The following is a 26,287-nucleotide window of genomic DNA, read 5'->3' as shown; positions in this document are numbered from 1 at the left end:
AGGTGAATCAGATACCGTAGGCGTGAAATTTATTTCGCTTGAAGGTTTCAATCCATACTCTTTTAGATCGGACTTTAGTCCGTAACTTTGTAAGTGATTCGACATGTGTCGCCATAAATGACGACCTACGTAACAAGCAATAAAAAACCACAGACTTCTCTGTGGTTTTTTACTTACAGCTTAAAACTAGTATTTATAAAACAATAATGCTTGTAATGAGGTAGGCCACAAATGTTAAACCGCCGGCAAACAGTGCATACGGCATTTGCGTTTTAACGTGCGTAAGTAAATCACACCCAGAGGCAATTGCAGACACAGCACTGGTATCGGATATAGGTGAACAGTGATCACCAAATACGCCGCCACCTAAAATAGCCGCAATCACTAATGAAGGTGGTAAACCAAGCGCTTGAATTAGCGGCACACCGATGGGGATAAGTATTGCAAAGGTGCCCCATGATGTCCCTGTGGTGAAAGAGATCACCGCGCCTGTTACAAATAACACTGGTACCACTAGGTAGATAGGTAAGTAATCACCCACTAGCCCTGCGACAAACACACCAGTACCTAAGTCTTTTAAGCTTGCGCCTAAAGTCAGTGAAAGCAATACAATGGCAACTAATGGCAGTAATTCACCCATGCCTTTAAAGCCAATATCCACCAGCTTATGATGAGTAAACTGGCGAGAAGTCACCATTAGAAAGTAGGCCACAACACAGGCTAAAATGGTTGCATACAATACTGATTTAGAACCACTACCACTGGCAATATCGCCATCACCAGACCAATACATAAAGCCAACCATGCTGCCGATCAACGTAAGTAAAGGAACCAACATAAAACGTGCTTTAGTGCCTTTTACTTCTTCTTGTAGCTCTGTTTTTTGGTGTTCTAATTGTTCTTCTGCTTTTTTAAGTGGGCCATGCACTTTATCAAATGAAATAGTATAAAACACAATCAGTAAGGTAATAATGGCGTAAAAGTTATAGCCGATACTGCCCCATAACACCGACACTGCCGATTCTGACATTTCATAGTTACCTAGTAAGCCGAGCACGTAAGCGCCCCAGCCATTAAGTAAAATTAAGATACACACTGGCGCACTGGTACTATCAATAATGTACGCAAGGCGCGCTCGGCTCATTTTAAATTTATCAAATAAACCGCGGGATAAAATACCAGCGGTAAGTACACTTAAGTTAGATTCAATAAATACCGCAATACCCGAGAACATAGTTAAAAAACCAACTTGGCGTTTACTTTTTGCCACGCCTTTGTTCATCAACATATTAACTGTTGCTGCTACACCACCTGATTCACGAATGTAAGCAAGTAATGCCCCGATCAAAATACTAAAGATCAGGATACGGCTATTACCCGGTGAGCTTGCAACACTGACTACGCGTTCAATGGTATTTATAAATGTATTAAAAAGCGTGTTGCCATCACCTTGCAGTGCTAACAAAAATTCAGAAGAAGCAACCGCGACAAGTAGCGCCATTATTACTTCTTTACGCCAAAACACGATTAAAATCGCAATTAGCGGCGGTAAAATTGAATACCAAGACATACAGTAACCTTTTATGTAGCGACCACGCCGCCGTTATAATTATTTTATCTTCAATTCTGCGTTGAAGGTTAGAACAAACCCATTAGCTTAATCAGTTCAGCAATAAACACAACTTAAATCGGTCAGCGACAAGATAAGCAGCGCCTGTTAACTCACTGCTTATTTAGTATTGCTTCATAAATCAGAGAAATAATTGAGCCATATTTACCGGTCTCGAATTTTTTGCCGACAAATTCATAGTGTTTTTCACTGCCCTCTATCGGCGAATGGCGTGTATTGGTGAGTAAAACAATGGCTAAGTCATAAACGGGATCAATCACTGTTACCGTGCCCGTCCAACCAGTATGACCATAAGCCTGCTCACTTGCATAGGGGCCAAAATGCCATTTTAATGCACCGTGACCGGCACGACGCCAACCCAAACCATAGCTTTCATCACTTGCTTGTGGGCCAATAAATTGCTCAAGTACTTGTGGGGTAAACATTTGTTTATCGCCATAACCACCACGATTTAATAATAGTTGCGCAAGTACACTTAAATCTTGTCCTGTGCTAAATAACCCGGCATGTCCTGCAACACCACCGAGTGCATAGAAGGCTTTTTCGTCATGCACTTGCCCTTGTAAAACATCAGTGCGAACGTTATCAAAATTAATTCGCCCACCACGGGTGTTACCTTGCAATTCAGTGGCGGCAATTTGGTTTTTAGTAAAGCCTTTTTGCAGTGGGTTATAGAGTGTATGGCTTAAGCCAAGCGGCTGATAAATTTGCCCTTCTACGTAATTATCAAGGGATTGACCTGAAAGTCGCTCAACTAACACACCAAGTAGCATGTAATCTACGTCCGAGTATAAATGTTTAACGTTGCGACCCGCCACAAACGGCACGCCAGTCAGTAATAAATTTTTGGTACGTAAACTATTTTGAGAAAAGAATCGCTCACCAAATTTATTATCTTTACGATGAAAATCAACCACTGCTGGGTATCCTGCGCTGTGAGTCAGTAAATCTTTCACTAAACGCTGCTCGCGCCCTGCTCCTCTAAATTCTGGTAGGTAGTAAAACAGGGGTTTTTCTACATCCACTTTGCCTTCACTGGCTAATTTCATTAATGCTAAATTGGTGGCAAACATCTTTGAATTAGAAGCGATATCAAATAACGTATCACTTTTCATTGGCTGCGGCTGGGATAATAATGAGCCATCAGCTTGGTATTTTTTTGCATCCCCATAATGGCTTAATTTAACCAGTTGACCGTCTTTGATCACTGCAAGCACCGCCCCCGGAAACCCCTGTGCGATTTCTTGGTTAATTAAACTATCGACTTGTTTAAAGGCATTCTTTTTAGCCGGTGTAGTCGCTAAAGTAGGATAAGGAAAACGCAGAGTTAAACTTGCCCCTTCAGGTTGCACATTTTCAACTTTAAAGGTATTTACACCATTATGAGTGCGTTTTGATAAGCTGTATTCATATAGTTTATTAGCAGTAAGTGGCTGAGCTATATTTATTTTTTCACCATTTATGAAAATATCAGCACTCGTTGCGGTGTTATTTTCGATGATGATATGGCCTCGGCCTTTGTACGCTTTAAACGTACCTCGGTCATTTACAAACGTACGCGAACTTGGATTAGGGTTTGGAATTTGCATAACCACTTGCGCATTTGCGAGTGGTTTTACTATCGGCTCGGGTGTTGTTTGTTGTTGCTGATATTGCAGCATTAATTTAGCCGCTTTTTTCGGGAAATACTTTTCCATCAAAGCAAATAGTACTGCCGCGCTACGTGCATCTGCATTACCGCTAACATGCCACGGTAAAAAGTGCATTTGAAAGGCGCTCAGCGTATCAAGCGTTTGTGGATCAAGCTGGTTAGTTGCGTGTATGTCGTAGCCATAAGCGCGTAATGCTTTTTGCATTAAACCAATTGACGGTTTTACTACGCTAAATTGCTGCCAATACTTATCAACAGTATCACTGTCATACCATGCACCAATGCCAGCTTGGTATAATTGATACCACGGAAAACGCGGTCCGGGATCATTTTTACGTGTTGGTGCTATGTCTGAGTGCCCTACTACTTGAGTTGGGCCAATATCTGGGTTTCTTTCTAAAATGCCTTTACTTAGCTCAATTAATAACGCCATTTGCTTAGCATCATAGTCAGGGAAAATACACAGCTTAGATGCGTCATTTTCTAAATGAACTTCAGGCTTCACCTCTGGGTAATGGCAAGTCGGTACATTAACAATTTCAATGCCAATTGATTGATCGTTTAAATCTTCACGGCCCTGCCAGTAGCTTCGCCCTGCATGCCATGCTCGGTCATGTTCATCAACAAGTTGAATAACTTTTAATTCATCTTCAGGGTAACTGGGATCATTCGACTCAGGTAATAAGTAATGGGCACTCAAACCACCTTCTTCAACGAGTACTCGCATTGATTTTTCATAATCAATGGCAGTGTAATGCATCACCAAAAACTTAACGCGATGGCTATAATTAGCAGATTGAGTAAATTCGTAGGGAGTTGAAGCACAGCTAACTAAAAGTGCAGTTGCAGCAGCTAAACTAAGTTTTTTAAACCAAGATAAAAACGTCATAACCTTCTCATTACTGATTGCCAAGGTAAGCACCAACAAGCGTATCACTGATAGTGATAAATGCATTACATAAGCAAATAAATATAGTCTTAGTGTTGCCATTTTAGTATGCACAACAGGATGTAGTTCTACGTTCTAAACATTAGCATAGTGAAATAGTTTGTAAATAATTTATTTGGTTACAACATAAAATAAAAGATATTTTATCTCGAATTGGAACGTAGTAATTTCATTCACAGTAAACAAATCTATTACTTAGTCTTATTGGTTGTTGTAAATTTGGCTAATTAAAATTATATTATTCCAATTATTCTTGAAGAATATTCCAAAACATAATATCGTTGATCACGAATAATTTATTTGCTTTGTACGCATAGGCACAAGAGTAAAGCAAAGATAGTTACATTTGAACCCAAATTGAGTACAAATTTATTTCGATTAATGCTATAAATACGCCAAATATAAAAATAAGCGAGTAGTATGTCTACATTTGTAAAAATTAAAGCCTTACGTCAATCTCTGTCGAGCAGCGAAGCTAAACTAGCCGATTTCACGTTGAACTCAGCTAACGCAATTCGTAATCTCTCATCAGTAGAGCTGGCTAAAGTGGTGGGTGTAAGTCAGTCGAGTGTTGTGAAATTTTCGCAAAAACTGGGTTATAAAGGTTTTCCTGCTTTTAAGCTGGCTGTTATTGACGCACTCAATGATGAAACGTCAGAACCAAAACTACACGGAAAAATCACGTTAAACGATTCTTTAGAGCAAATTGCTGAAAAGCTACTCAGCAGTAAACTGGCCGTGTTGACTGAAACTAAAAACCTCAATGAAGCAACCGCAATTGAGCAGGCAGTTGGTTTATTGAAGTCAGCAAAACGAATTTTAATTTGTGGTCTAGGCGGCTCCGCTTTGGTAGCAAAAGATTTCTCTTATAAACTACAAAAATTAGGCATGCCAGCCATTGCAGAACCTGATGGTCATGCGCAACTTGCGTATGTATCAACTTTTGCTAAAGGCGATTTAGTTATCGCGATCAGTGAGTCTGGTGTCACCAGAGAAATAGCAGAAGTCGTTAAACAAGCAAAAATGAACGACAGTTCCGTGATCTCAGTCACTAAGTTTGGTAGTAACCCAGTTGCTGATCAAGCCAACGTGAGGCTGTACTCTGTAGCTGAAGAAGAGTCTGTACGGTTATCCTCTATTCTTGCTCGTACTGCACAAGATTTTGTTATTGATATTCTATTCATAGCCCTAACACAATCAAGCCGCCAAGGTCGTAAATTGTTAGAACATTCGAACGACGTGGTTGGTGAGTTCAGAAACCACTAAAGCGTGTTGATCAAACAGGTATGAGTCATACCTGTTTGCTTTATTACACACGTATCCTGCGTATCTCATTAAACACTGTTCCTTTATCAAAAAATATAAATTATTTTAACAAAAAATATTTTATGTAATTTTTTAGTTCCTATAAAAACACCTATTTAGATTTAAAATCATACTAAAAAAATACTTTTTTCCTACTTTAAATACAAAAAAAACCAAACCAACAAACTTAAAATCAAAACAAAAACAATCACTTATAAAAATTAAATTCGATAATCACTTCATATCACGCAAAATACCACTAAATTTTAAGCCGTCACCTTGCCAAGATTTATATATTTTATTTTAATTAAATTTTATTTATAGAAAAAAATATTCTTGACCATTCTCTGCAACAGCTGTTTAATATATTGGCAACAAGTTTATGACTCTAGCGTGAGTATTAAGTCCAGAGCGATAGACAAATTATAATAAAGGACGGGGAAACAATGAAAAAACATGCACCAACCTTCAATATTAGCTCTTTAGCGCATGCAACACACCGCGCATTAAAAGTTCCAAAAACTGCAATAGCGACCGCACTTATCGCGGCCTCACTGGCAAGTGCTCCCGCATTTGCCAATTTAAACGGTAGCATTAAAGGTAAAGTCGCCACCGAACAAGCAAATCAATCACTGGCTGGTATTACTATTACTGCAAGCAGTAATGTCATGCCAAAACCGCGTACAGTGGTTACTCGCGAAGACGGCAGCTATGATTTACCGCAACTAAAACCAGGTACTTACGAGCTTACCTTCACTGATCATAATGGCGTTACACAAACCATGACAGTGGATGTACTGCTAGAGCAGACATCAAATGTCAACGTTACACTCAGCGGCAAAAAAGAAAATGTAGAAGTAATTACAGTGACAGGTAGTAAGCTTTTTCGCCAAGGTAACTCATCACTGAGTAACTCACTTGGTAAAAAAGCCATTGAAGGCGTGCCTGTTGGCCAAGACTACCGCGACTTATTAAAACTAGTACCCGGTGTTGAACTTTCACAAAATGCAACACTTGGCCCGTCAGCCGGTGGCTCAGGGGTTGATAACTCTTATGGCTTTGATGGTGTCGATGTTTCTTTGCCAATGTTTGGTAACTTAGCCTCAGAACCATCTACTCACGATGTTGAATTTGTTACCATGGACCGCGGCGGCGCAAAAGCTGTTGGTTTTAACCGCTCTGGTGGTTTGTCTATTAATACAGTGTCAAAGTCTGGTACTGACGAATTCCATGGCAATGTGGAATACAAAGCACAACCTAAAACATTTGTTGCAACACCTGTCGGTGAAGAGAGCTATGAGCTAGATAAAAGTTGGTTAACTGCCAGCTTAAGTGGCCCGCTTATCGAAGATTCATTGTATTTCTATACTTCGTATTACCGTCCAGAGGAAACCAAAGAGAATAAAAATACCGCTTATGGTGAAGTAAAAGACTACAAAAGTGTTCGTGATGAATATTTTGGTAAATTAACCTGGGCACCTACTGACGATATTTTACTTAATATTTCACAGCGTACGTCTGAAAAAGTCGTTGAAGGACGTTCAATCGATGCGTATGAAACCGACAGCGTATCTGTTGGTGATACAGCCGATCAAGATATCTTCACATTAGATGGTTCATGGATTTTAGGCTCAGCGACTACGCTTTCATTCCAATACAGTAAATTTGAGCTTGAAACAGCGGGTATACCTGATACTCCACTGTCTGTTGTGCCTTCACTAACAGGGCAACTTGATTTAGCAAATTTAGATCAAATGGGCTATTTTGCTGTGCCGAGTTTACTTGATGCCGATGATAATTATACGGCAGCGCAAATTGCCGCATTTAACGCTGGTGCAACTCCACTAATAAACCAATATGGTTACTCTGAAAACGGCCAAATGAAAGGCGGTGGGGGTGTAGGTGCTTATTCACAATACGACAATATCGACTTCTACCGTGACTCATTTGAAATCAACCTAGATCATGAATTTGACTGGGGTGATACTTACCACACATTGCATATTGGTGCCGAGTGGAAAGAAGGTAAAGAAGTCCTATCGCGCCTTTCAAATGGTTGGGGCAGTATTTCGTACGTGGGCGGCTTAGACGAAAGCTTAGAAGATGGTAGCAGCGCACCCGTTATTTATCGTGCAAAAGTGCAACAAATGAGTTTGGTCAGCGGTGGCAGTGCTGTTTCGGCTATCAACTCTGAAAGTGAATCTATCAACTTTGAAATCAATGACTCAATTGAGGTCGGCGATTGGACCTACAACATCGGCGTACTTGTTAGCCGTGATACTTGGTATGGCCAAGGCTTACGTGAAAAGTCAGGCACCATTTCAGGTTATGAAACGGCTCCTGGTAATAAGTACAAAATGTACCAAACTGATTGGTCAGACATGATCCAGCCGCGCTTAGGTGCAACATGGACCTACTCTGAAGAAGATTCAATTTTTGCTAACTTCTCTATGTATAACCCAGAAGCAAGCTCACTTTCACGTGCGGCATCGTGGGATCGTAACACCCGAGCTGAAATTGAAGTTGAATTCGATGCCGCGGGTAATGTTATTTACGCAGAGCCTCGTCAAGGTTCATCGGGTAAAATCTTTGCCGATGATTTAACCCCACGTCGGATTACAGAATTTACGCTTGGTACAACAAAATACGTTGGCAGCGACTTAGTACTACGTGCCCATGTACGTCACCGTAAAGGTAATCACTTTTGGGAAGATATGCCTAATGATGCGCGCTTAACTGATTATTCAGGAGTTGATGCTGAAGGTGTTCCTCAACATATTGCTGATCAAGGCTTATATGTAGATAACCTTGCTGATATTATTAAGGAGATTGGCGGCTCATCGTACGTAATTGCTGAAGTAGATGGTGGCGAAACTAAATATTGGGAAGCCAGTATCGAAGCTGAATACTTAGGTGAAAACAGCTATGTAAATGCTTCATATGTGTGGAGTCACTACTACGGTAACTTTGACCAAGATAATACCGCTGCAACCAATGATGCAAATACCTTTATTGGTTCATCAAACTATGGGGATGGTCGCGGTCGCTATTCATGGGATTATAAATACGGCACACTCTCTGGCGATAAACCGCATCTAGTCAAAGTATATGGTTACTACACCGTACCATGGCAGGCGAATGTCGGTGCTTATTTCGTATTTCAATCAGGTAAACCATGGGAAACATGGGATGGCTCTATCTACGGTTACTCAACCAGTAGTACGAGCCGTTATAGCGAGCCGGCGGGTAGCCGTCGTAGTGCCAGTCATTGGCAGTTAGACTTAAACTACACGCAAGACTTTAAACTTACGGGTAATTTTGAAATGCAGTTCCGCGCGGATCTATTCAACGTATTTAATCGTCAAACTGGGTATGACATTAACCCGTACGTTAGCAATGAAAACTTTGGTGAAGCACGTAGCTACTACAACCCACGTAGCTTGCAGTTATCTGTAAACTTCAAGTTTTAAGACTAAAAATTAAAAGTAAGTGCCTTTAAGTGCTTACTTTTACATCCTCCAGGGTAGGCCACTTTTGTGGCCTTTTTTATTTAAGAAACGTGCATTACTGAATAAATCGCTGCTCGTCACTGATCTCACATTCTGCGATTTCTTTTGACTGGTTACTTCTATCTGCAAGCCAACATTCATCATAAATAGAGCAATAGCAAAGTTCGATAGTAACCTGCTTATCAATTTCTAGCATATCAGCTACATAAGCTTTATTCGCAATGTTAACCACACTGACATTCGCTTGGCTTGGCAGAATCCGTGTGCCAATGTGAGATTGCACTAAACTAGTCTCAGTTATAAAGTCAGACCATTTTTTAACAGGTTTATCTTTGTAAGTAACTTTGGCATATTTAATAATTGCCGGTCCCGTGCCGTTATTCATAACCCCGTAGCTAAAATACCCTTTTTCTATCGAATGGCTTCTATAAATTTCGACTCTTGGCCAAACCGATGCTCTTGCATAGGAGCGATCAATCATAGTGGAGTAGAGCCCTATTATTGTTGTCACAACACTTATGAGCAATGCAGACAGAGCAACGATCATTTCAGGCTTTTTATACCATGCTATTTTTGTCATTGTTATATTCCTTTCAGTTTACATAGCTTTTGGTTTATATACTTAAACCATACAGTTAGCTTTTTTTCAAGGCAATAAAAAACGCAGCCTAAGCTGCGTTTTGAAACTCAGTGAATGATCAATAGCCTTATTGATATAACAGATATGGCGCGCGTTGCTGTTTAAAACGCGCTAACTCTTGCTGCCAGCTTTGTTTGATTTGCTGCTCTGTTTGGCCGGCTTCGATAGCTAGACGCAGTTTGTCAGTCCCTGCGAGCTTATCCATAAAGCCTGCGCGCTCAAAGAAGGTTTGCTGTTGCTCTGTTAAGGTTTTGTAGGCTGAAATAAATAAGCTTAAGTCGAGCCCTTTAATTGCACTATCACGTAAATCTAAGCCTTGCACCGCAACGCCTTTAAATTTTGGGTTCATTGACGCGCCTTTAATCGCACGCGGAGTAAAACTAAACTCCCCTAACGGCGTTGGCGAATAACCTACTACTTGAAATGGAAAATCTGTACCACGGCCAATGGTAATTGGCGTTGCTTCAAAAAAGCACAATGACGGATAAAGCGCAATTGATTGATCGTTAGGTAAGTTAGGGCTTGGCTTGACCGGTAAGCTGTATGCCATATCGCGGCTATAATTAGCTACTGGCACAACAGTTAAATTAAGTGCTTGAGCTTGGTCTATCCAGCCTTCGCCCTTAATCATTTTAGCCAGCTCGCCCACCGTCATGCCATGTAGCACAGGAATTTCATGCATACCAACGAAAGACTGAAATTTTAAGTCTAAAACGGGGCCATCTACATAAGCAATATTAGGGTTTGGTCGATCCAGCACGATAAACTCAAGGTTGTTTTGCGCTGCAGCTTCCATCATATAATGCATAGAGCTGATATAAGTATAAAAGCGTACGCCAACATCTTGGATATCAAAAATAATCACATCTAGTTCGCTTAATACCGCTGCATCAGGCTTTTTATTGCTGCCATAAATAGACACCACATCAATACCGGTTTTTGCATCAACCGTACTTTTTACATGAGCGCCGGCATCATGATCGCCACGAAAACCATGTTCAGGAGCAAATATTTTCGTTACATTGACGCCTTTATCACGCAGTAAATCAACAATGTGGATACCGTCTACTTGCGAGGTTTGATTAACCACTAAGCCAACACGTTTGCCCTCAAGTTGAGGTAAGTACTGCGGGGACTGTAAGGCGCCAACAGTCATTGTCGCCTCTACTGAAGCACTCTTTTCAGCGCTCTGCTGAGCACAAGCACTCAACATCAAACACTGCAAAATAACCAATATCCTGATCAACATTTAAAGTTCCACCGCTTTACGTAAAAAGCCATCAGCTTGATTTAACATTTGCTCAGCTTGGGCTGCATCTTTACCAGTTAAAATAATTAAAATAGCTAACTTAGCACTTTGCTTGGCTTGTGCAAGTGCATCAACACCTTGTTGATGAGTACAATCGGTTGCTTGCATAACAATACGAATTGCTCGGGCATGCAGCTTTTCATTACTCGCATTTACATCAACCATCAAGTTTTTATAAACCTTACCTGTGCGTATCATGCTGGCAGTGCTAAGCATATTAAGAACCAGCTTTTGCGCAGTGCCGGATTTCATGCGCGTAGAACCTGTTACCGCCTCTGCACCTACGACCGGGCAAATACCGATATCAGGCAGCTTCATAACCGCTGAGTCTGGGTTGCAGGTCACGCCCACAGTGGTACACCCCACGGATTTAGCATAATCAATCGCAGCTCGTACATAAGGCGTACGACCGCTAGCTGCAATCCCTACTACAACATCTTTTGCTTGCAGGTTAATAGCCTTAAGATCTTCAACACCCAGCGTTAAGCTATCTTCAGCGCCTTCTACCGCTTTTTTAAAGGCTGTTTCACCGCCGGCAATAATACCCATTACTTGTTGATCGCTCACGCTATAAGTAGGTGCACACTCAACGGCATCTAAGATCCCCAGTCGACCACTGGTACCTGCACCGATATAAATAAGTCGACCCCCTTGCTTAAACGCAGTCACGATATGATCAACCGCTTTTGCGATCTCAGGAATAACTAATCTTACGGCTTCTGCAACCTTTTGATCTTCATTATTAATTTTAGTTAATATCTCAGTGCTATCGAGTAAATCAATATCTAAGGTATCTAGATTTTGTCCTTCTGACACAATCCCATTCAGTTCTTCTAAAAGCGCGCGCTGCTGGTTAAAAACATACTCAGGGCTCATCGCGTAATCCTTTTGTGGTCAATTTGTTTAACTCGGTCGGTGGCTAAAATCACCGCACCAACTAACGAATCCCCTCGACGGGGAGATAAATTTTGCTGTATTTGTTCATCTAATAACGCAATGGTTACATCTGCTAAGCCACCGATAATAATGACCGGTAATTGGCTATCACCACGACACTTTTCAATTAATCGCTCTACCTGTCGTGCATGTTCATTAAGAACGGCATCTGCAAGATCACATTGATTTTTTAAACCGAAAATAAGCGGACTAAAGCGGGCATAATCCACCGCTTTGGCGTTTAATAACCAGCCTGAAATATGCTCACGATCACGGCCAATTTGCTCACTTAACTGTTTGGTTAGCTGGTTTTTCGGCTCATTAAAGCGGTCTATTTCATCGAGTAAGCGCTGAACAGCACTTAACCCTAACCGCGCCCCACCGCCAAAATCGTCAACTAAAAATCCCCAGCCACCAATTAACTTAGTGTCACCTTGTGCTGTTAATCTCGCGCCTACAGCACCGGTGCCTAAAGCAAGCATCGCGACTGGCTGACCAAGGTTAGCACCATATAATGACGTAATTGCATCACTGACAATCATCAGTTGTGCAAATTCAATATCGCAGCCAAGTTGTAAAGTAGCAGTGACCCGCTCAGCTAAGCTTTTCGATGAACCACCGGCCAAGCCCATTACCGCTAAAATTTGCTTATGTCGCGCACCACTTTGCTCGCATACAGTGTTGATCACATACTGCAAACTGTTTATTGCGGCATTAAAGTCATTATATATAGAGGCTTCACCAGCATGCGCGCTATATTCTTGGCCGCTGGGCAAGTGAATAAGCTTAGCGACTGTTTTGGTGCCCCCGCCATCAATTGCGAGGATATATTCTAGAGTCATGCTTGTTCAGCTCCGACTGGCGTTTGACCACGCTGGGCTAATTGCGCTTTACCCAAACAGCATACTAAGGTCGACAATGCAGTACCAATACATAACTGCCACGTAAAGCCTAAGTAAAACCGTGACGATTCTGGTAATAGCCAATCAATCATATAAGGCTGCATTAACAGCGTCACCATAAAGCCAACAATTAACGCCGCCAATACTGAGCCTTCACTGCCTCGATTTGTAAATAACGTTGTGAAGTACACACCTAATAAACCACTGTAAGAAAATACCATCACACTAAGTGCAAATTTTAACAGTGGCATATCACTGTATTGCTGCCAGAAGTAACAAATAATGGCCATTAATGCTAATGCGAAACTTACAACAGCCATGCCTACGCGCCCGGCTTTAACAAAATGATTGTCTGCAACGTGTTTATTTTTAGCCGCCAAATACGGACGATATAAATCTTGCACAATAACCGATGACATAGAGCTTAACCCTGAGTTTAAAGTTGAAATAGCTGCGGCTATAATGCCCACGCTTACTAACCCTTTGACTCCAGCCGGTGCTTCATTAAGTACGTAATACATAAAGATAGTGATTTTTTCACCATTGAACTCTTGCACCACTTGCGCGCCATCACTGTTCATTAATGCTGGTTGTTGATATACGATGTACAGTAATAAACCAATAAAAATAAACACCAACATCACAGGGATCACCATCACAATAGAAAGCAGTAATGCTTTACTACCTTCTCGCTCACTTTTACAAGTAAGCAAACGTTGTGTCATATCTTGATCAAGACCAAAAGCCGCAATATTAAGTAACACAAAACCGGTTAATACCGACGCCATATTAAATACGCCACTAGGACCAAAATCTAAATCAAACTTAAAAATAGCCAGCTTGGAATCAGCACCTGGGCTTGGCTCATTCAACGTTGCTAAAATTGTCGAAAAATCGGCAGGGATAAGAGTTAATAAACACCAAATTACAGCGATTGCGGCACTGACATACACCACACTTTGTAATACATCTGAATAAATGACACTGCGAATACCGCCAAATACGGTATACAACAAACCTGCCAGCGCGAGCAGTAAAGTGGCAATAATGACGCTATCAGCATTTATATTGCCATATAAAATCATCGCAACAGCAATGGCGGCCATATACAAGCGAGCCCCACTGGCAAATACACGACCAAATAAGTACATAAGGCCGCTGCGACGTTTTGCCTTAGGGCCAATGCGTTTTTCGAGCAGCTCATAAACTGTATATACCTTTTGCTGATAAAATTTAGGGATCAGAAAAATAGACACAATAAACGCAGCGATAAATGCACCAATGTTCGTCGCAAGATACGACAAGTCACCTTGATAACCTTGGTCAGGCCCGCCAATAAACGTGGCAGCGGATTGTGATGTCGCTAATACAGAGATAGCAACCATCCACGTCGGCATGCTGTTACCGCCTAAAAAGAAATCCTTACTTGAGTTAGCGCGCTTGCGATTAAACCACCAACCACTGAGTAATAAAATTGCTCCGTAGCTTGCGAACACGAGCCAATCTAACAAAGTATATTGTGCACTCATTTATTATCCCAACTTCAAACCTTTTAATGGAATATATTATTCCATTAATTCAGTAAAAAGAAAACAGTTTTATTTTTTACTTTATAAAGCCACCTAATGAATTGGCTTCATCCGGATTATTTAATTGTTGGTAACTTCCAAAGCAATTGTTTTTGTTGATATTCTGAGGCAGGCAAACTCACCAGTAGTGGTGCCTTCTGCTCATCTAACCATGCTAGTAAAGTATCCATATTTTGCTCTGTCATTGCCGTACAGCCTGCGGTTGGTTTATTTTCTGCACGCCATAAGTGCATAAAAATACAGCTACCTGCACCATCTATATTTTGACTATTGTGCTTAACCACTAAACCTTTTTTATAGAGGTTATCTTGGCTGTAAATATCACGGCGCATCCACTCCGATGAGCCTTTTACTGCAGCCTCTCCAACCACTGATTTATCAACCAACTGGTTGTAAAAAGGTGAACCTTTCACATCAATACAGTAATCATCGGCGGTCATGCCTTGGTAGGTCATATTAGTCGCTAATGAATCTAAGTAGCCAAATGCGCTGCCTAGCTCAAAAACTCCGGCGGGTGCCTTACCATCACCTTCTTGTTTTTGTACACCAGCTTGCGTTGGGTGCAAACCAATTCCCCACGCTAAACCAGTTCGCCCCAACACCACAGCATGGCCTTGCTCTTGTTGCTGCCACTGACCCGCAACCCACTCAAACCGATATAACTGTGCGCCAATCGCTTGCCAATCATCAGCAACAACTACCACGAGTTGTTGAGTCTGTGATGGGATCACGGTTGTGGTTTCAGCGGTCGTGGTTGTGCTTGTTGTACTGTTGACGCAGCCACTGAGTGCCGTTGTAGCAAGTACTGCTATTATTATTTTTTTCATAAAGGCCAAACTCCATCGTTGATCGGTTGTAATGTATCGATACTGTTTATACCCAAACCTGGGCCATCACTTAAGGTGATCGCAGGGCCATTAAACTCAACACCACCTTGCACCGGATCATACTGACCCAATGCTGGACCATCTAAATCTATTTTACTGATCTGCTGCGCTTTTGCTGACGCTAAATGCGCAGCTCCCGCAACGGCAATACTGCCTTCTAGCATGCAGCCAATCATGCATTGAGCTTGATACTGGGCAGTAATATTGGCAATTTCGATAGCACGACTTAAGCCACCCGTTTTCATCACCTTGATATTGATAATATCAACGGCATTTTGTTCTAATAACTGAATAACTTGCTTAGGCGAAAACGCACTTTCATCAGCCATGATTGGCGTATTGACGCGTTCAGTAATGTATTTTAAACCTTTAAAATCATCGCTTTTTACTGGTTGCTCAACAAGTTCTAATTCAACATTAAGACTTTCTAGTTTCTGCAGTGCAAATACGGTCTGTTTAGCATTCCAGCCTTGATTTACATCTAAACGAATGTGTGTTTGTTGACCAAAGCCTTGGTAAATTGCTTTTACTCGCTCGATATCTTGCTGTAAATCATTACCTATTTTTACTTTTAAAATATCAAAGCCTTGCGCCACTGCGAGAGCGCAATCACTGAGCATTTTATCGATATTATCAACACTAATTGTGATATCTGTGCGCAGTGTTTGACTACCACCACCGAGCAACTTATACAGTGGTGCTTGATATAATTTGCCCCATAAATCATATACGGCCAGCTCAAGGGCGGCTTTAGCGCTGTAGTTTGCCACGACACTTGATTGGATCACTTGGCAGATTTGATTGAGGTTTTCAATTTCCATACCAAGCAGTTTTGGTGCGATAAACTGTTTGATAACACTGAGTATACTTTGATGAGTATCCCCCGTGATTACCGGTGTCGATGCTGCAGCACCATAGCCAATTTCACCTTTATCAGTTTCAATGATCACAACTAAGTCTTCAATAAAGCTGACTTCTCGCAGTGCTGTTTTAAATGGCGTAACGAGTGGCACTTTGAGTTTGGCAAAACGTATTGCGGTAATTTTCATAGTTTCGATCCTAGCGAATACGCTTAATGTTATACGTGCGGTCTAAGTAACTCTTTGTTTGCGATAACCGTAGTGGCAACAAAGGTGTTACCGATACGCCGTTCAGCGAGCTTGAATAAAAGCTGCCATCAGGTTTGTTATAACCAAGCCCTTTCACATCATGGATAATGTATGGCTGACCGTCTTGCTCACCTAAATACATCATCACATGTCCTGGTATATAAATCAGATCGCCTACCTGCATTTTATTTACTATGGCAAGTTTCTGTTGCTCTGAGTTGCTATTATCAAAGCGATAATTTATACCGTACTCGCCTTTACCTTGTTGACCAGAGTTACGCGGCATTAATAAACCAAACGTTTTATAAATTTCGCCAACAAACCCAGTGCAATCTCGGCCGTTGTAATCATGGCCCCAGCCATAGCGTTCACCTAAAAATTTAAAACCTTGCTTTACTAAGTGCTGTTGGGTGTAAGGTAAATAACCAAGATTAACATCGCTGCTTCGACTAATGAGCGCAGGTTTGATCACTAACTGCCCCTGTTCATTACGTGTAGGCAGTTGTACGACATGGCTGGCGTAAGTATTTTGCCCGTGTAATAAGTTTGGCACCTGTGCAGCAGGTACTAATGGTAGACGCACGCCCATATCCAATTGTACTTGCGATGTACTACTGTCATCAGGCACATAAGCGGTATTCACTTTAGCACCGGTTATCAATAAAAAATCATCGTTATTTTTGAATTCACTAAGCGTGGGTTTGTCTGATATGGCGATATCCGCTTTTGGCGCCCAAGCTAAGTAATTATAAGCACGCACGAGTAGCCATTTTTTATCGGCACTTTCATGTAAAATAGCCACTGTGTCGCCGGGGAATAAACCGCTTTCTTGGAAGCGATCGAGATCTTTATCTAAACCACTGTTTAGTACTCGATCCCAAGTTGGAAAAGTACGTAGTACAGAGCGTTTGACCACCATGCCATAAGCAACTTGATTGTTCTTTGCTAATGCGTCTAAATTCAAATTAGCTTGGTATTTTGCAAAGTGCTTAGCGGTTAACGGACTACCATTAGGGTAAAAACGTGGACTTTTTGGTACTTCGCTGATGCTTAAAATATGCGCCTTTAACTGCTTTTTGCTCAACTGTGAGACAAACTCTAACGGATCAACAATATATTCATTTTCTGCAATGAGGTGCTTATTAAACGCCGCAATTTGTGCTGTGCTCATCAAAGTTTCATCTGTCACTTGGCTAAGCCAATGTTGCGGCGTTAGCTGTGATTGAGTCACCCCAATAACATCTGATTGCCACGTATTAGCCGCAGCCACATCGGGAGCCACTGAAACAATACTAGCTAATGAAATACTCAGGGCGATAAGTGTTTGTCGCATTCGGGTGTTCCTCTGTTATCAATTTGCTTTATAAATTGTGCGCTGTTGCGTTTATTGATCTTGTGGCATTAGTAATTGTGTAAATGCACGAGTAAAGTTAGCTTGCATTTGTAACCCTGTCGCAGCTAAGTTAGCTTCACTTGCTCCAGGCACACTATTTTGTGCCGCTAAGGTGAATTCTCGCCCGCCTTGAATAAACGGCAAGTAAACATGAGCTAACATGACAGTTTCGGTAGCTGAGCGAGTTTCGCTCGGCCCCCAACCTATTTTTTGCCATACACGCCATTGTCCTTGGGTTAACTCATCCAAAATTTGTTTTGCTGGACGAGGATCATTCGGCGCTAATGCTTGCGCTAATGACTGGGTGATCATTTGGCTGATCCCTTGCATCATACCACCCACCACTGCGCTTTTGTCTGTGTGCCCGGTGCCATTAAACAGCACATCAATGTCTTGTGCTTGTATGAAAGGTTGCTGAGTTAATGGCTCTCTTGTATGACTCGCTAAGCGTTTTAACCATTCAGCTTGTGCCAAGGTTGTCATTGCTTTATTGCCCGTTAAACCACACCCCGTACAGCGATATCCTAAATAAGCAGGATCATGACTGTTAACAGTAAAATAAGTGATATCGCTAGCAACAGCGTCACTGTTAGTACTTTGCCAACGAGACGTGCTAGGGGTAAAAATATCTGCTGCATACGCACCTTTAAACATAATGCGAGAATCATTGAGTTTTAGCCAATTATCTGCAAATAAATTACTTAAATACTCGCGCCCAGCAACATTAATAAAATAGCTGGCAATTGCATTCGAGTTGCCATCTGCACTACCAAAAGGTGCATAACTATTAATACTGGTGATCAAATCAGCAACATTACTAGTGCCAATTGTAGCGTGTGCGCCTAATTCAGGATTAGTTTCTCTAACTTTTGCGATTGCGCCACTAAATGCTTGAATTTTAGATGAGCTCCAAGGTTCATATAAATCGTCTTGGGTGCCATTTGCTAAATAACGATATGCTAATTGATCACCCTGTTGTTGGTAATCAATAATTAACAACTTACCTTGTGCTGTTGGAATATCAAAATATTGCCAATCAGCGGCAACGCGCTGCTGCCAGTGAATTTTACTGTAATCAACCTCACTCGCCGTTTTGTACTTAGCCCGGGCAATACGATTCGCAACATAATGATTCTGCATAACCATATTTGTAAGGTCAGCGGGTAAAACTGGCGCGGCTAACATCACCTGTTGATAAAATTGGCTTTGTTGATCTTCAGGTGTTTTTGGCAGCTCCTGCTGTGACGGACTTTGACACGCAACGAGTGTCACTGTTCCCAGCCAAGTTAGTTTCAGCCCTGCTTTTTTTAGATTTGCTAAAATCAACTTAAATTCCTTAAAGTTTTTATTTTTGGAATATTTTATTAAAAATAACATATTTTCCGTCACAAGCAAATATCTGCATCCAATAAACCACGTAAAACGTATTAGTCAATGTAATAAAACATTAACCTAAATTATAAGGAAGTGATTATGCGCACCTTTTTAATTCTTTCAGGAAGCTTACTCTGCTCAACTCATGTATTTGCTAATATAGAAGAAATTACGGTTTATGGTCATCGAACAGGCCTTATTGGCGATGCGATCAGTGCCTCTAGCGGCATAATTGGCCAAGGTGAAATACAAAGCCGAGCAATGCTACGCAGTGCAGAAATGTTAGAACTTATTCCTGGGATGGCTGTTACTCAACACAGTGGTTCAGGTAAAGCTAATCAATATTTTATTCGCGGTTTTAATCTTGACCACGGTACCGACTTTGCAACGAGTATTGATGGCATGCCTATAAATATGCGCAGTCATGGTCACGGCCAAGGCTATACCGATCTTAATTTTATTATTCCTGAAACGATTGCAACCATTGATTATCAAAAAGGCGCTTATGGGGCTGCCCAAGGTGACTTTTCAACGGCTGGTAGCGCTGAGTTTAACTTAGCAGATAACCCTAAACACCAACAACTTGACATCAGTATTGGTGAAGATAACTATAAACGATTAATGGCATTGGGCACCCTTGGTGTTGCTAACGGTAAAATAATTATTGCCGGTGAGTGGCAAGGTTACGACGGGCCTTGGCAAGATATCAATGAAGATGTAGATAAAAAAAATGCCATGATCCGTTATGTCGGCAAAGCATGGGATGGTGACTTATCTGTTACAGCAATGGCCTACGATAATAGCTGGAATTCCGCGGATCAAATTCCACAGCGTGCTGTAGATCAAGGTATTATCAGCGAGCTAGGTTCACTCGATACCACCGTAGGCGGCAGCTCTAGTCGTTATAGTTTATCGGCTAATTGGCAAGGTCAGCATATTAATGCCAATGCTTATGTGATCAATTATGACATGGACTTGTTTTCTAACTTTTCTTACTTTTTAAATGATCCGGTTAATGGCGATCAATTTCAACAAGTCGATAGCCGCACAATTAGCGGTGGCGCACTGAGCTATCAATTTGTTGACACCCTCGCACAAATGCCAATTCAACATACCTTAGGGGTTGAATACCGCCGTGATGATATTGATCAAGTAGGCTTATACAATACCAAACAACGCCAACGTTTAAGTACTGTGCGTGAAGATGTAGTAAACGAAGCCAGCTACTCAGCCTATTGGCAGTCAAAAATGAGTTTGAGCCAAGCGCTGGAAGCCTCGCTTGGGGTACGTTACGATTACTTTGACGCTGATGTTGATAGCAATAACCGTGTTAATTCAGGTAGTGCTGATGATGACTTGGTAAGCTTTAAAGCCAGCTTAAACTATCTGTTCAACGACAATCTAGCCGGGTATGTTAATTGGGGGCAATCATATCATTCAAATGATGTGCGAGGAGCCACGATCCGCCAAGATCCGGTTACCCTAGCCCCCGCAGAAAAAGTTGATTTACTGGTACAAAGCAATGGGGCGGAATTGGGTCTGCGCTACTTTGATCAACAACAATTTAATTTATCAGCAGCACTGTGGTGGCTGAGTTTAGATTCTGAATTACTTTTTGTCGGTGATGCGGGTAATACCGAAGCCAGTGATGCATCAAAACGCTACGGTTTAGAACTCAGTGCTTATTATTGGCTTAATGATGCCTTGAGCTTAGACGCTGAAGCCTCATTCACTCACTCTCGTTTAGATATCGATTCAAGTGACGATAGAATTGAGGGCGCGGTGCCTGTCGTCGCCAGCACTGGCATTAATTGGCACATAACGCAGCAATGGCAGTCTTCATTACGTGTCCGTCATATTGGTAAGCGCATACTTAGTAGTGATGGCGACAAACGCTCAGAGCCACTTACCGTGGTAAATGGTTTAGTAAGTTATCAACAAACGCATTGGAAAGTCGGCCTTGAGATACTAAATATATTTGATAGTACTGATCACGACATTGACTACTTCTATGCATCACGCTTAGCTGGTGAGCCTGCAGATGGGGTTGAAGATAATCACTTTCACCCGATTGAGCCGCGCACATTGCGCCTAAACTTCAGCCTGCTATTTTAATTTGTTGAGGTTTTAAACATAAAGAAACATCTCAGACCCCGCTGTTACATGAGTAATAAGCTGGAGCTGAGATTTTTCATCATTCTACTATACTTGCGATTGGCGTATTCGCGAGTTTGCTCAGTATGATTCCAATGTTCGCCAGTAACACCTGCGGCAACCACTAGCTAAATAATACCTTTAGCATAGCTTTGTAAATCAGTTAAATATTGCTGATATAAGTCACTACTACCGCTTTTTATTTTTTCAAACACAAAGTTATCAGCAAGATTAGCCATAGCCTGTTGTTTTCGTGTTGTCGATAAGCTGCTTTGTGCGATGACTTCAAGTTCAGCCAATTTTGCACGCTCATACTGCGTTAAACTTGGGTCTGTGAGTAACACCTGCAACATATCAACAGCATTAAAAAATGAGCCGTTAAACGCAAACGTTACCGCTTTGGCCACCGACGGTAGCCACGGCTTATCAATCTGCTCACCAATAATAGTAAACATTTCATTCGCTGTAGTTAAATCGCCGTTATGCACTGCACTGCTCCCTAAAATCAAATAGGCTATTAGTTGATCTTTTGGGTAACTAGTCTTCACAGCTGCAAACATGGGATCATGCTTAATTAAATCAGCTCGTTGTTTTGCTAAACCACGCCAGCCTTGACTATAAAATGCCAGCGACTGCGCCGAGTAGGCTAAATATTTAGTTCTGGGATTATCTGCTTTTTTATAGGCTAAATCACTTTCTGCAACGGCAAAATCAGCACTGACTCCCAAGCCGATAAGAAAACTTAACGTGGCATGAGTTATAGCAGGATCAATACTTTCAAGCAGTTCATTTTCGCTTTCATTTAACTCCTGCACAGTGTTGTAGGTGTAAGCTAGAGTATCAACGCTTACAGTAGATACACCATAATAAGCACCATAAAAAATACCATCTTGAAGCTCATGGTACTGCTGTTGCTCTGTTTTGGTTGAGCGACAGCCAATTAAAGCAATGCTTAAACCTACAAATACAGCAATTTTAGTTAGCTTGTTGAAGGTACTCATCTACGCTCCTATTTTGAAGTTCAAATGCTTGATGAACATTTCCTTGAAAATGAGGACTCGTAATTTTACTTAATGAAAAAATGATATTACTTTGCGTATTTACCATCATTGCCAATGCAGTTGCGTTTATTTCCACACCTGCGCCATCAAAACGGGCGCCCACAAGCTCTACGCCATTTCGCGCATTAATAGTTACATTGGTTGCTTCTACTACGGAATCAACAATTTCTAATCCAAGTTCACTAGCAGTGATGGTTATATTTTCCAAGCGCACTAGTGAATCAGTGATCGCTATTGATTGTGCAGTCATATCTTTGAGTAAAATATTATTACAGCCCGATATAAGCACTTTTTTATAGTGTCCAGAGAACGTTTGACTGTGTCGATCTTTACAGCTTAAGTGTGATTGCATTACCACTTCATGTGGTTGTTCTTTACGAGCCACTACTGGCGTTTCAAGGGCATGTTTAAGTAATGCTAAAAACTCAGCTGTTGCGCTTTTCATTGGTACGTGACCGGCTTGTGCTATTGTCATCAGCTCACTGTTGGCTAGTCGGTGCTGCAACACCTTCGCTGTTCTAAGCGGCGCGATGTTATCTCGCTCACCCCAGATGATGTACGTTTGGGTATTTAAGTTTGCAACAATGTTGCTATAGTCTTGCTCTACTAAACTCAGCGCTGCATTCACGTTTGGTTGCTCTCCCATTAATGCATTCCAAGCACTATCGCTGCGCTGCAGTAAATCACTAAAGTAAGAGTCAATTGCCCCCAACTCAATTAAGCCTGTAGTAAAGTCATTGAGTTGTGCAAGCTTAGTACGTACAAATTTTGGCAGCCACGAATCTTCAATAACGATATTCGTGATCGGCTTTAAAAAAGCAACCTTTTGCAACACTCCAGCAGCATCAACAAGCACTAACTTATTAAGTGGTTGTGGATATAAACCAGCAAAAGACAAACTTACTGCAGCGCCCATAGAATGACCAACCACAGTGACTGGTCGCGCGCTATAAAGCTCAACAACTTGAGCCAAAACTGCAGCATAATTATGAGGTGAATAACGCCCTTGTGGTGACTCTGAATTACCAAAGCCTGGTAGGTCTACAGCAATTACATAATAATTCTCGGCAAGTGTCGGGATCACCGAGAACCAATCTTGCATCGCAAGCTCACCGAGCCCATGTACTAACAGTAATGGTGGGTTAGCTTTGTTGCCAGCTTCTAAAACTACCATCTTTGAATTAAATACGGTTTCATTAAAATAACTAAATCGCCAGTTTTGTGCTGGTTCGAGCTTAAATTTAAGCAATTGCCGTTGCTTGTCAGTCAAAGGTTGGATAAGAACAGATTTAACTGCTGAGAGCTGAGCACTCTGTGGTGAGTTTTGAGCAGATACAGATAGTGGCAAAATGTAGCTCAACAATAAAAACAAATATATATAGCGCAAGAGGTCAATAATTTTTATAAATAACAATAAGTAAAGTCTATCGTTTTCTCGAAGATAGGTAAATTATTAGTTTAGTTGCCAGCTTTACTATTAATTGCATAACTAAAACCAAGCCCCAGTGACCATAGGTTTTACAACTAAGTAAGAATGGGATAGGCTCGAGTTTAAGCAAATTTTAGTGCTCTATTTACGTTAATTGTTTAATAGTATTTATATACTAAGCAGTATTGTCTTCTTTGGAATCATTGTTCGCTTTTCCTAAATCTGCGTGGTTTTAGGAAATGAATTGTTTGTATATGACCATATAATAAACATTTACAATACAAAAAACAGAGGGTTATTTTATGTTAGAAATTATATTAGCTACAGCGGCAGTGTTTTGTTCCTATTTCTTTATTTTCGATAAGAAACCAGTTAGAAAGAATAAAAATAAAGATTCAAACTCATAATAGAGTCAAATCGAAAGATAAATTTTCATTAATTAGAAATTCAAGTTTGTGTATTGGTCTTTCTTACTATGATTCTCATCCAACCAAGGCAGCTTGGCAGAGATCCAGTGTCAGAGCGAGTGAAGAAAATGTGTAATCGAGAATGGATCAAATTGACTAAATGCTTATGCACAATGGTATTACATCGTTCGTGAATGTATAGAATGTGGTAGGCGTAAGACGTATCTTGAAAGAGTGAACCTTGTGACCGCTTGATTGGTGGTTTCACCTTTAAAAGCGCGGGATAAACCCGCATCTAAGGCAAATTTTAGGCGTAAAAAAACCGACTCTCGTCGGTTACAACTTTCTTACATCGTTCTGTGAATGTATAGAAAGTGGTGGGCGCAGGACGTATCTTCTAAGAGTGAACCTTCGACCGCTCGGTTGGTGGTTTCACCTTTAAAATCGCGGGATAAATCCGAGCCTGCGACAAATTTTAGGCATAAAAAAACGACTCTCGTCGGCTTCTGCTTTCTTACATCGCTCGTGAATGTATAGAAAGTGGTGGGCGCAGGACGTATCTTCTAAGAGTGAACCTTCGCGACCGCTCGGTTGGTGGTTTCATCTTAACAAGCGCGGGATAAACCCGAGCCTACAGCAAATTTTAGGCGTAAAAAAACCGACTCTCGTCGGTTGTTCTCTATTAACTTAAATAGTAATAGAAAGTGGTGGGCGCAGGACGTATCTTCTAAGAGTGAACCTTCGACCGCCCTGTTGGTGGTTTCATCTTAACAAGCGCGGGATAAACCCGAGCCTACAGCAAATTTTAGGCGTAAAAAAACCGACTCTCGTCGGTTGTTCTCTATTAACTTAAGTAGTAATAGAAAGTGGTGGGCGCAGGAGGATTCGAACCTCCGACCGCCTGGTTCGTAGCCAGGTACTCTATCCAGCTGAGCTATGCGCCCACATTCTATTTTCGATTTTAAGGTCTTATCTGACTTTCATATCCATTTTAGGACACAAAAAAACCGACTTTTGTCGGTTACTAAAATAGAAAGTGGTGGGCGCAGGAGGATTCGAACCTCCGACCGCCTGGTTCGTAGCCAGGTACTCTATCCAGCTGAGCTATGCGCCCACATTCTATTTTTGATTTTAAAGTCTTATCTGACTTATTACTTTACTTTTTTATACTCTGAAGCATGAGTTAAAAGTGGTGGGCGCAGGAGGATTCGAACCTCCGACCGCCTGGTTCGTAGCCAGGTACTCTATCCAGCTGAGCTATGCGCCCACTTTTTTGTTTGCTTATTTATACTCTAAGCAGAGTATCTGTAAAGTATGCTGTGCGCAGGACGTATCTTCAAAGAGTGAACCTGTGACCACTTTACGTACTTATTTATTCTCTAAGCAGAGTGTTATTGTAAAGGATGGTGGGCGCAGGAGGATTCGAACCTCCGACCGCCTGGTTCGTAGCCAGGTACTCTATCCAGCTGAGCTATGCGCCCATTCTTTACAATACAAGCAACCATTTATAAAAATAAATGGCGGAGAAGGAGGGATTCGAACCCTCGATAGAGCTACAAACCCTATACTCCCTTAGCAGGGGAGCGCCTTCGGCCACTCGGCCACCTCTCCGTCTTGTGGGGCGTATAATAAAGATTTCAAAAAATATGTCAAACACTTTTCTTGTTTAAAATGACTGTATGGTTAGAGAACATCCATAAGCGCTAAAAAAGAGTCAACTCTGCTTGATAATTAATCATGTTATGGGTTTTTTACTTCGGCAGATACACCTAATACAGGTACCAATTCATCGGTTAATTGCTCGAGATATTGATCTTGATAACCTAGTTGCTGAAACTCAGCAATGCATGCTCGATAATAGGCTTCTCTTTGTAACTCTGTACTAAATGCGTTATTGGGTAACTCAGGTTTTTTATCTTTCATGTAAAATCCGTTTATATAAGTCCTTTAGACTGCCCAGCTATAAAAAAACAATGCTTTATTCTGCTTTTCAAGCACCTAGTTTAGCTAAACCTAGAAATAATGCTTGTTGATTTTTTACTTTTTTTTAAAT

At 41.3% G+C, this 26,287-nt stretch carries 17 protein-coding genes and 5 tRNA genes; 3 read left to right on the top strand and 19 right to left on the bottom strand.

All coding sequences use genetic code 11. From position 1 onward, the window contains the following. Positions 1-193 precede the first annotated feature (193 nt). On the bottom strand, positions 194-1,570 hold the full coding sequence (locus tag KAN5_RS01925) for a Na+/H+ antiporter NhaC family protein (protein WP_016708828.1): 1,377 nt from the start codon (positions 1,568-1,570) through the stop codon (positions 194-196). Between the two features lie 152 nt (positions 1,571-1,722). Further along, a complete protein-coding gene (gene pbp4b, locus KAN5_RS01920) occupies positions 1,723-4,170 on the bottom strand; it encodes a penicillin binding protein PBP4B (protein WP_036981022.1) in 2,448 nt (815 codons plus the stop codon). Between the two features lie 480 nt (positions 4,171-4,650). Here pbp4b and KAN5_RS01915 point away from each other — a divergent pair, with 480 nt between their 5' ends. Together KAN5_RS01915 and KAN5_RS01910 are read left to right on the top strand one after the other, a co-directional pair. Further along, a complete protein-coding gene (locus KAN5_RS01915) occupies positions 4,651-5,496 on the top strand; it encodes an SIS domain-containing protein (RefSeq protein ID WP_016708826.1) in 846 nt (281 codons plus the stop codon). 485 nt (positions 5,497-5,981) lie between these two features. Next, a complete protein-coding gene (locus KAN5_RS01910) occupies positions 5,982-9,005 on the top strand; it encodes a carboxypeptidase regulatory-like domain-containing protein (protein WP_244390317.1) in 3,024 nt (1,007 codons plus the stop codon). 94 nt (positions 9,006-9,099) lie between these two features. Here the strand turns inward: KAN5_RS01910 and KAN5_RS01905 are convergent, their stop codons facing one another. From KAN5_RS01905 to KAN5_RS01865, 9 genes are all read right to left on the bottom strand, one after another. Then, positions 9,100-9,624: a hypothetical protein gene (locus tag KAN5_RS01905; protein WP_016708824.1), complete on the bottom strand. Its 525-nt coding sequence runs from the start codon at positions 9,622-9,624 to the stop codon at positions 9,100-9,102. Positions 9,625-9,751: 127 nt separating this feature from the next. Beyond that, positions 9,752-10,897: a DUF1343 domain-containing protein gene (locus KAN5_RS01900; protein WP_171039009.1), complete on the bottom strand. Its 1,146-nt coding sequence runs from the start codon at positions 10,895-10,897 to the stop codon at positions 9,752-9,754. A 36-nt stretch (positions 10,898-10,933) separates the two neighbouring features. Then, complete coding sequence (gene murQ, locus KAN5_RS01895; RefSeq protein ID WP_016708822.1) at positions 10,934-11,869, bottom strand: N-acetylmuramic acid 6-phosphate etherase; 936 nt, start codon at positions 11,867-11,869, stop codon at positions 10,934-10,936. Beyond that, complete coding sequence (locus tag KAN5_RS01890; protein WP_244390316.1) at positions 11,866-12,771, bottom strand: BadF/BadG/BcrA/BcrD ATPase family protein; 906 nt, start codon at positions 12,769-12,771, stop codon at positions 11,866-11,868. Before KAN5_RS01890 ends, murQ begins: the two co-directional genes overlap by 4 nt. Beyond that, positions 12,768-14,360 (bottom strand): sodium:solute symporter, encoded by a 1,593-nt coding sequence (locus tag KAN5_RS01885; protein ID WP_016708820.1) that lies wholly within the window; start codon positions 14,358-14,360, stop codon positions 12,768-12,770. The genes KAN5_RS01890 and KAN5_RS01885 overlap by 4 nt, the downstream gene beginning before the upstream one ends. A gap of 116 nt (positions 14,361-14,476) precedes the next feature. Continuing rightward, positions 14,477-15,247, bottom strand: coding sequence for a hypothetical protein (locus tag KAN5_RS01880; RefSeq protein ID WP_244390315.1), 771 nt, complete (start codon positions 15,245-15,247; stop codon positions 14,477-14,479). Next, positions 15,244-16,356: a dipeptide epimerase gene (locus KAN5_RS01875; RefSeq protein WP_138554955.1), complete on the bottom strand. Its 1,113-nt coding sequence runs from the start codon at positions 16,354-16,356 to the stop codon at positions 15,244-15,246. The genes KAN5_RS01880 and KAN5_RS01875 overlap by 4 nt, the downstream gene beginning before the upstream one ends. Before the next feature lie 10 nt (positions 16,357-16,366). Further along, on the bottom strand, positions 16,367-17,749 hold the full coding sequence (locus tag KAN5_RS01870) for an NlpC/P60 family protein (protein ID WP_138554956.1): 1,383 nt from the start codon (positions 17,747-17,749) through the stop codon (positions 16,367-16,369). A gap of 51 nt (positions 17,750-17,800) precedes the next feature. Continuing rightward, positions 17,801-19,135: a hypothetical protein gene (locus KAN5_RS01865; protein ID WP_138554957.1), complete on the bottom strand. Its 1,335-nt coding sequence runs from the start codon at positions 19,133-19,135 to the stop codon at positions 17,801-17,803. Between the two features lie 147 nt (positions 19,136-19,282). Between KAN5_RS01865 and KAN5_RS01860 the strand changes: the two genes are divergently transcribed. Continuing rightward, a complete protein-coding gene (locus tag KAN5_RS01860) occupies positions 19,283-21,298 on the top strand; it encodes a TonB-dependent receptor (protein WP_138554958.1) in 2,016 nt (671 codons plus the stop codon). A gap of 167 nt (positions 21,299-21,465) precedes the next feature. Here the strand turns inward: KAN5_RS01860 and KAN5_RS01855 are convergent, their stop codons facing one another. The 8 genes from KAN5_RS01855 to KAN5_RS01820 form a co-directional block, all read right to left on the bottom strand. After that, a complete protein-coding gene (locus KAN5_RS01855; protein WP_138554959.1) occupies positions 21,466-22,338 on the bottom strand; it encodes a hypothetical protein in 873 nt (290 codons plus the stop codon). Beyond that, complete coding sequence (locus tag KAN5_RS01850; RefSeq protein ID WP_138554960.1) at positions 22,313-23,647, bottom strand: alpha/beta hydrolase; 1,335 nt, start codon at positions 23,645-23,647, stop codon at positions 22,313-22,315. The genes KAN5_RS01855 and KAN5_RS01850 overlap by 26 nt, the downstream gene beginning before the upstream one ends. Positions 23,648-25,101: 1,454 nt before the next feature. Beyond that, a tRNA-Arg gene (locus KAN5_RS01845) sits at positions 25,102-25,178 on the bottom strand. Between the two features lie 93 nt (positions 25,179-25,271). Then, positions 25,272-25,348, bottom strand: a tRNA-Arg gene (locus KAN5_RS01840). Positions 25,349-25,424: 76 nt separating this feature from the next. After that, positions 25,425-25,501, bottom strand: a tRNA-Arg gene (locus KAN5_RS01835). A 137-nt stretch (positions 25,502-25,638) separates the two neighbouring features. Beyond that, positions 25,639-25,715: transfer RNA gene (locus tag KAN5_RS01830), tRNA-Arg, on the bottom strand. A gap of 37 nt (positions 25,716-25,752) precedes the next feature. Then, positions 25,753-25,845 (bottom strand) — tRNA-Ser (locus KAN5_RS01825). 129 nt (positions 25,846-25,974) lie between these two features. Beyond that, entirely contained in the window at positions 25,975-26,157 is a 183-nt protein-coding gene (locus KAN5_RS01820) for a hypothetical protein (RefSeq protein ID WP_016708810.1), read from the bottom strand. Between the last annotated feature and the right edge of the window lie 130 nt (positions 26,158-26,287).

Source organism: Pseudoalteromonas sp. KAN5, assembly GCF_022846535.1.
Lineage (GTDB): Bacteria > Pseudomonadota > Gammaproteobacteria > Enterobacterales > Alteromonadaceae > Pseudoalteromonas > Pseudoalteromonas haloplanktis.
This window is presented reverse-complemented; position numbering and strand designations above follow the sequence as displayed.

Bases quoted from the DNA above. Each gene is read 5' to 3' on its own strand.
- KAN5_RS01905 (WP_016708824.1), bottom strand. From the start codon at position 9,624: ATGACAAAAATAGCATGGTATAAAAAGCCTGAAATGATCGTTGCTCTG.
- KAN5_RS01890 (WP_244390316.1), bottom strand. From the start codon at position 12,771: ATGACTCTAGAATATATCCTCGCAATTGATGGCGGGGGCACCAAAACA.
- KAN5_RS01875 (WP_138554955.1), bottom strand. From the start codon at position 16,356: ATGAAAATTACCGCAATACGTTTTGCCAAACTCAAAGTGCCACTCGTT.
- KAN5_RS01870 (WP_138554956.1), bottom strand. From the start codon at position 17,749: ATGCGACAAACACTTATCGCCCTGAGTATTTCATTAGCTAGTATTGTT.
- KAN5_RS01860 (WP_138554958.1), top strand. From the start codon at position 19,283: ATGCGCACCTTTTTAATTCTTTCAGGAAGCTTACTCTGCTCAACTCAT.
- murQ (WP_016708822.1), bottom strand. From the start codon at position 11,869: ATGAGCCCTGAGTATGTTTTTAACCAGCAGCGCGCGCTTTTAGAAGAA.
- KAN5_RS01855 (WP_138554959.1), bottom strand. From the start codon at position 22,338: ATGAGTACCTTCAACAAGCTAACTAAAATTGCTGTATTTGTAGGTTTA.
- KAN5_RS01900 (WP_171039009.1), bottom strand. From the start codon at position 10,897: ATGTTGAGTGCTTGTGCTCAGCAGAGCGCTGAAAAGAGTGCTTCAGTA.
- KAN5_RS01925 (WP_016708828.1), bottom strand. From the start codon at position 1,570: ATGTCTTGGTATTCAATTTTACCGCCGCTAATTGCGATTTTAATCGTG.
- KAN5_RS01885 (WP_016708820.1), bottom strand. From the start codon at position 14,360: ATGAGTGCACAATATACTTTGTTAGATTGGCTCGTGTTCGCAAGCTAC.
- KAN5_RS01915 (WP_016708826.1), top strand. From the start codon at position 4,651: ATGTCTACATTTGTAAAAATTAAAGCCTTACGTCAATCTCTGTCGAGC.
- pbp4b (WP_036981022.1), bottom strand. From the start codon at position 4,170: ATGACGTTTTTATCTTGGTTTAAAAAACTTAGTTTAGCTGCTGCAACT.
- KAN5_RS01880 (WP_244390315.1), bottom strand. From the start codon at position 15,247: ATGAAAAAAATAATAATAGCAGTACTTGCTACAACGGCACTCAGTGGC.
- KAN5_RS01820 (WP_016708810.1), bottom strand. From the start codon at position 26,157: ATGAAAGATAAAAAACCTGAGTTACCCAATAACGCATTTAGTACAGAG.
- KAN5_RS01910 (WP_244390317.1), top strand. From the start codon at position 5,982: ATGAAAAAACATGCACCAACCTTCAATATTAGCTCTTTAGCGCATGCA.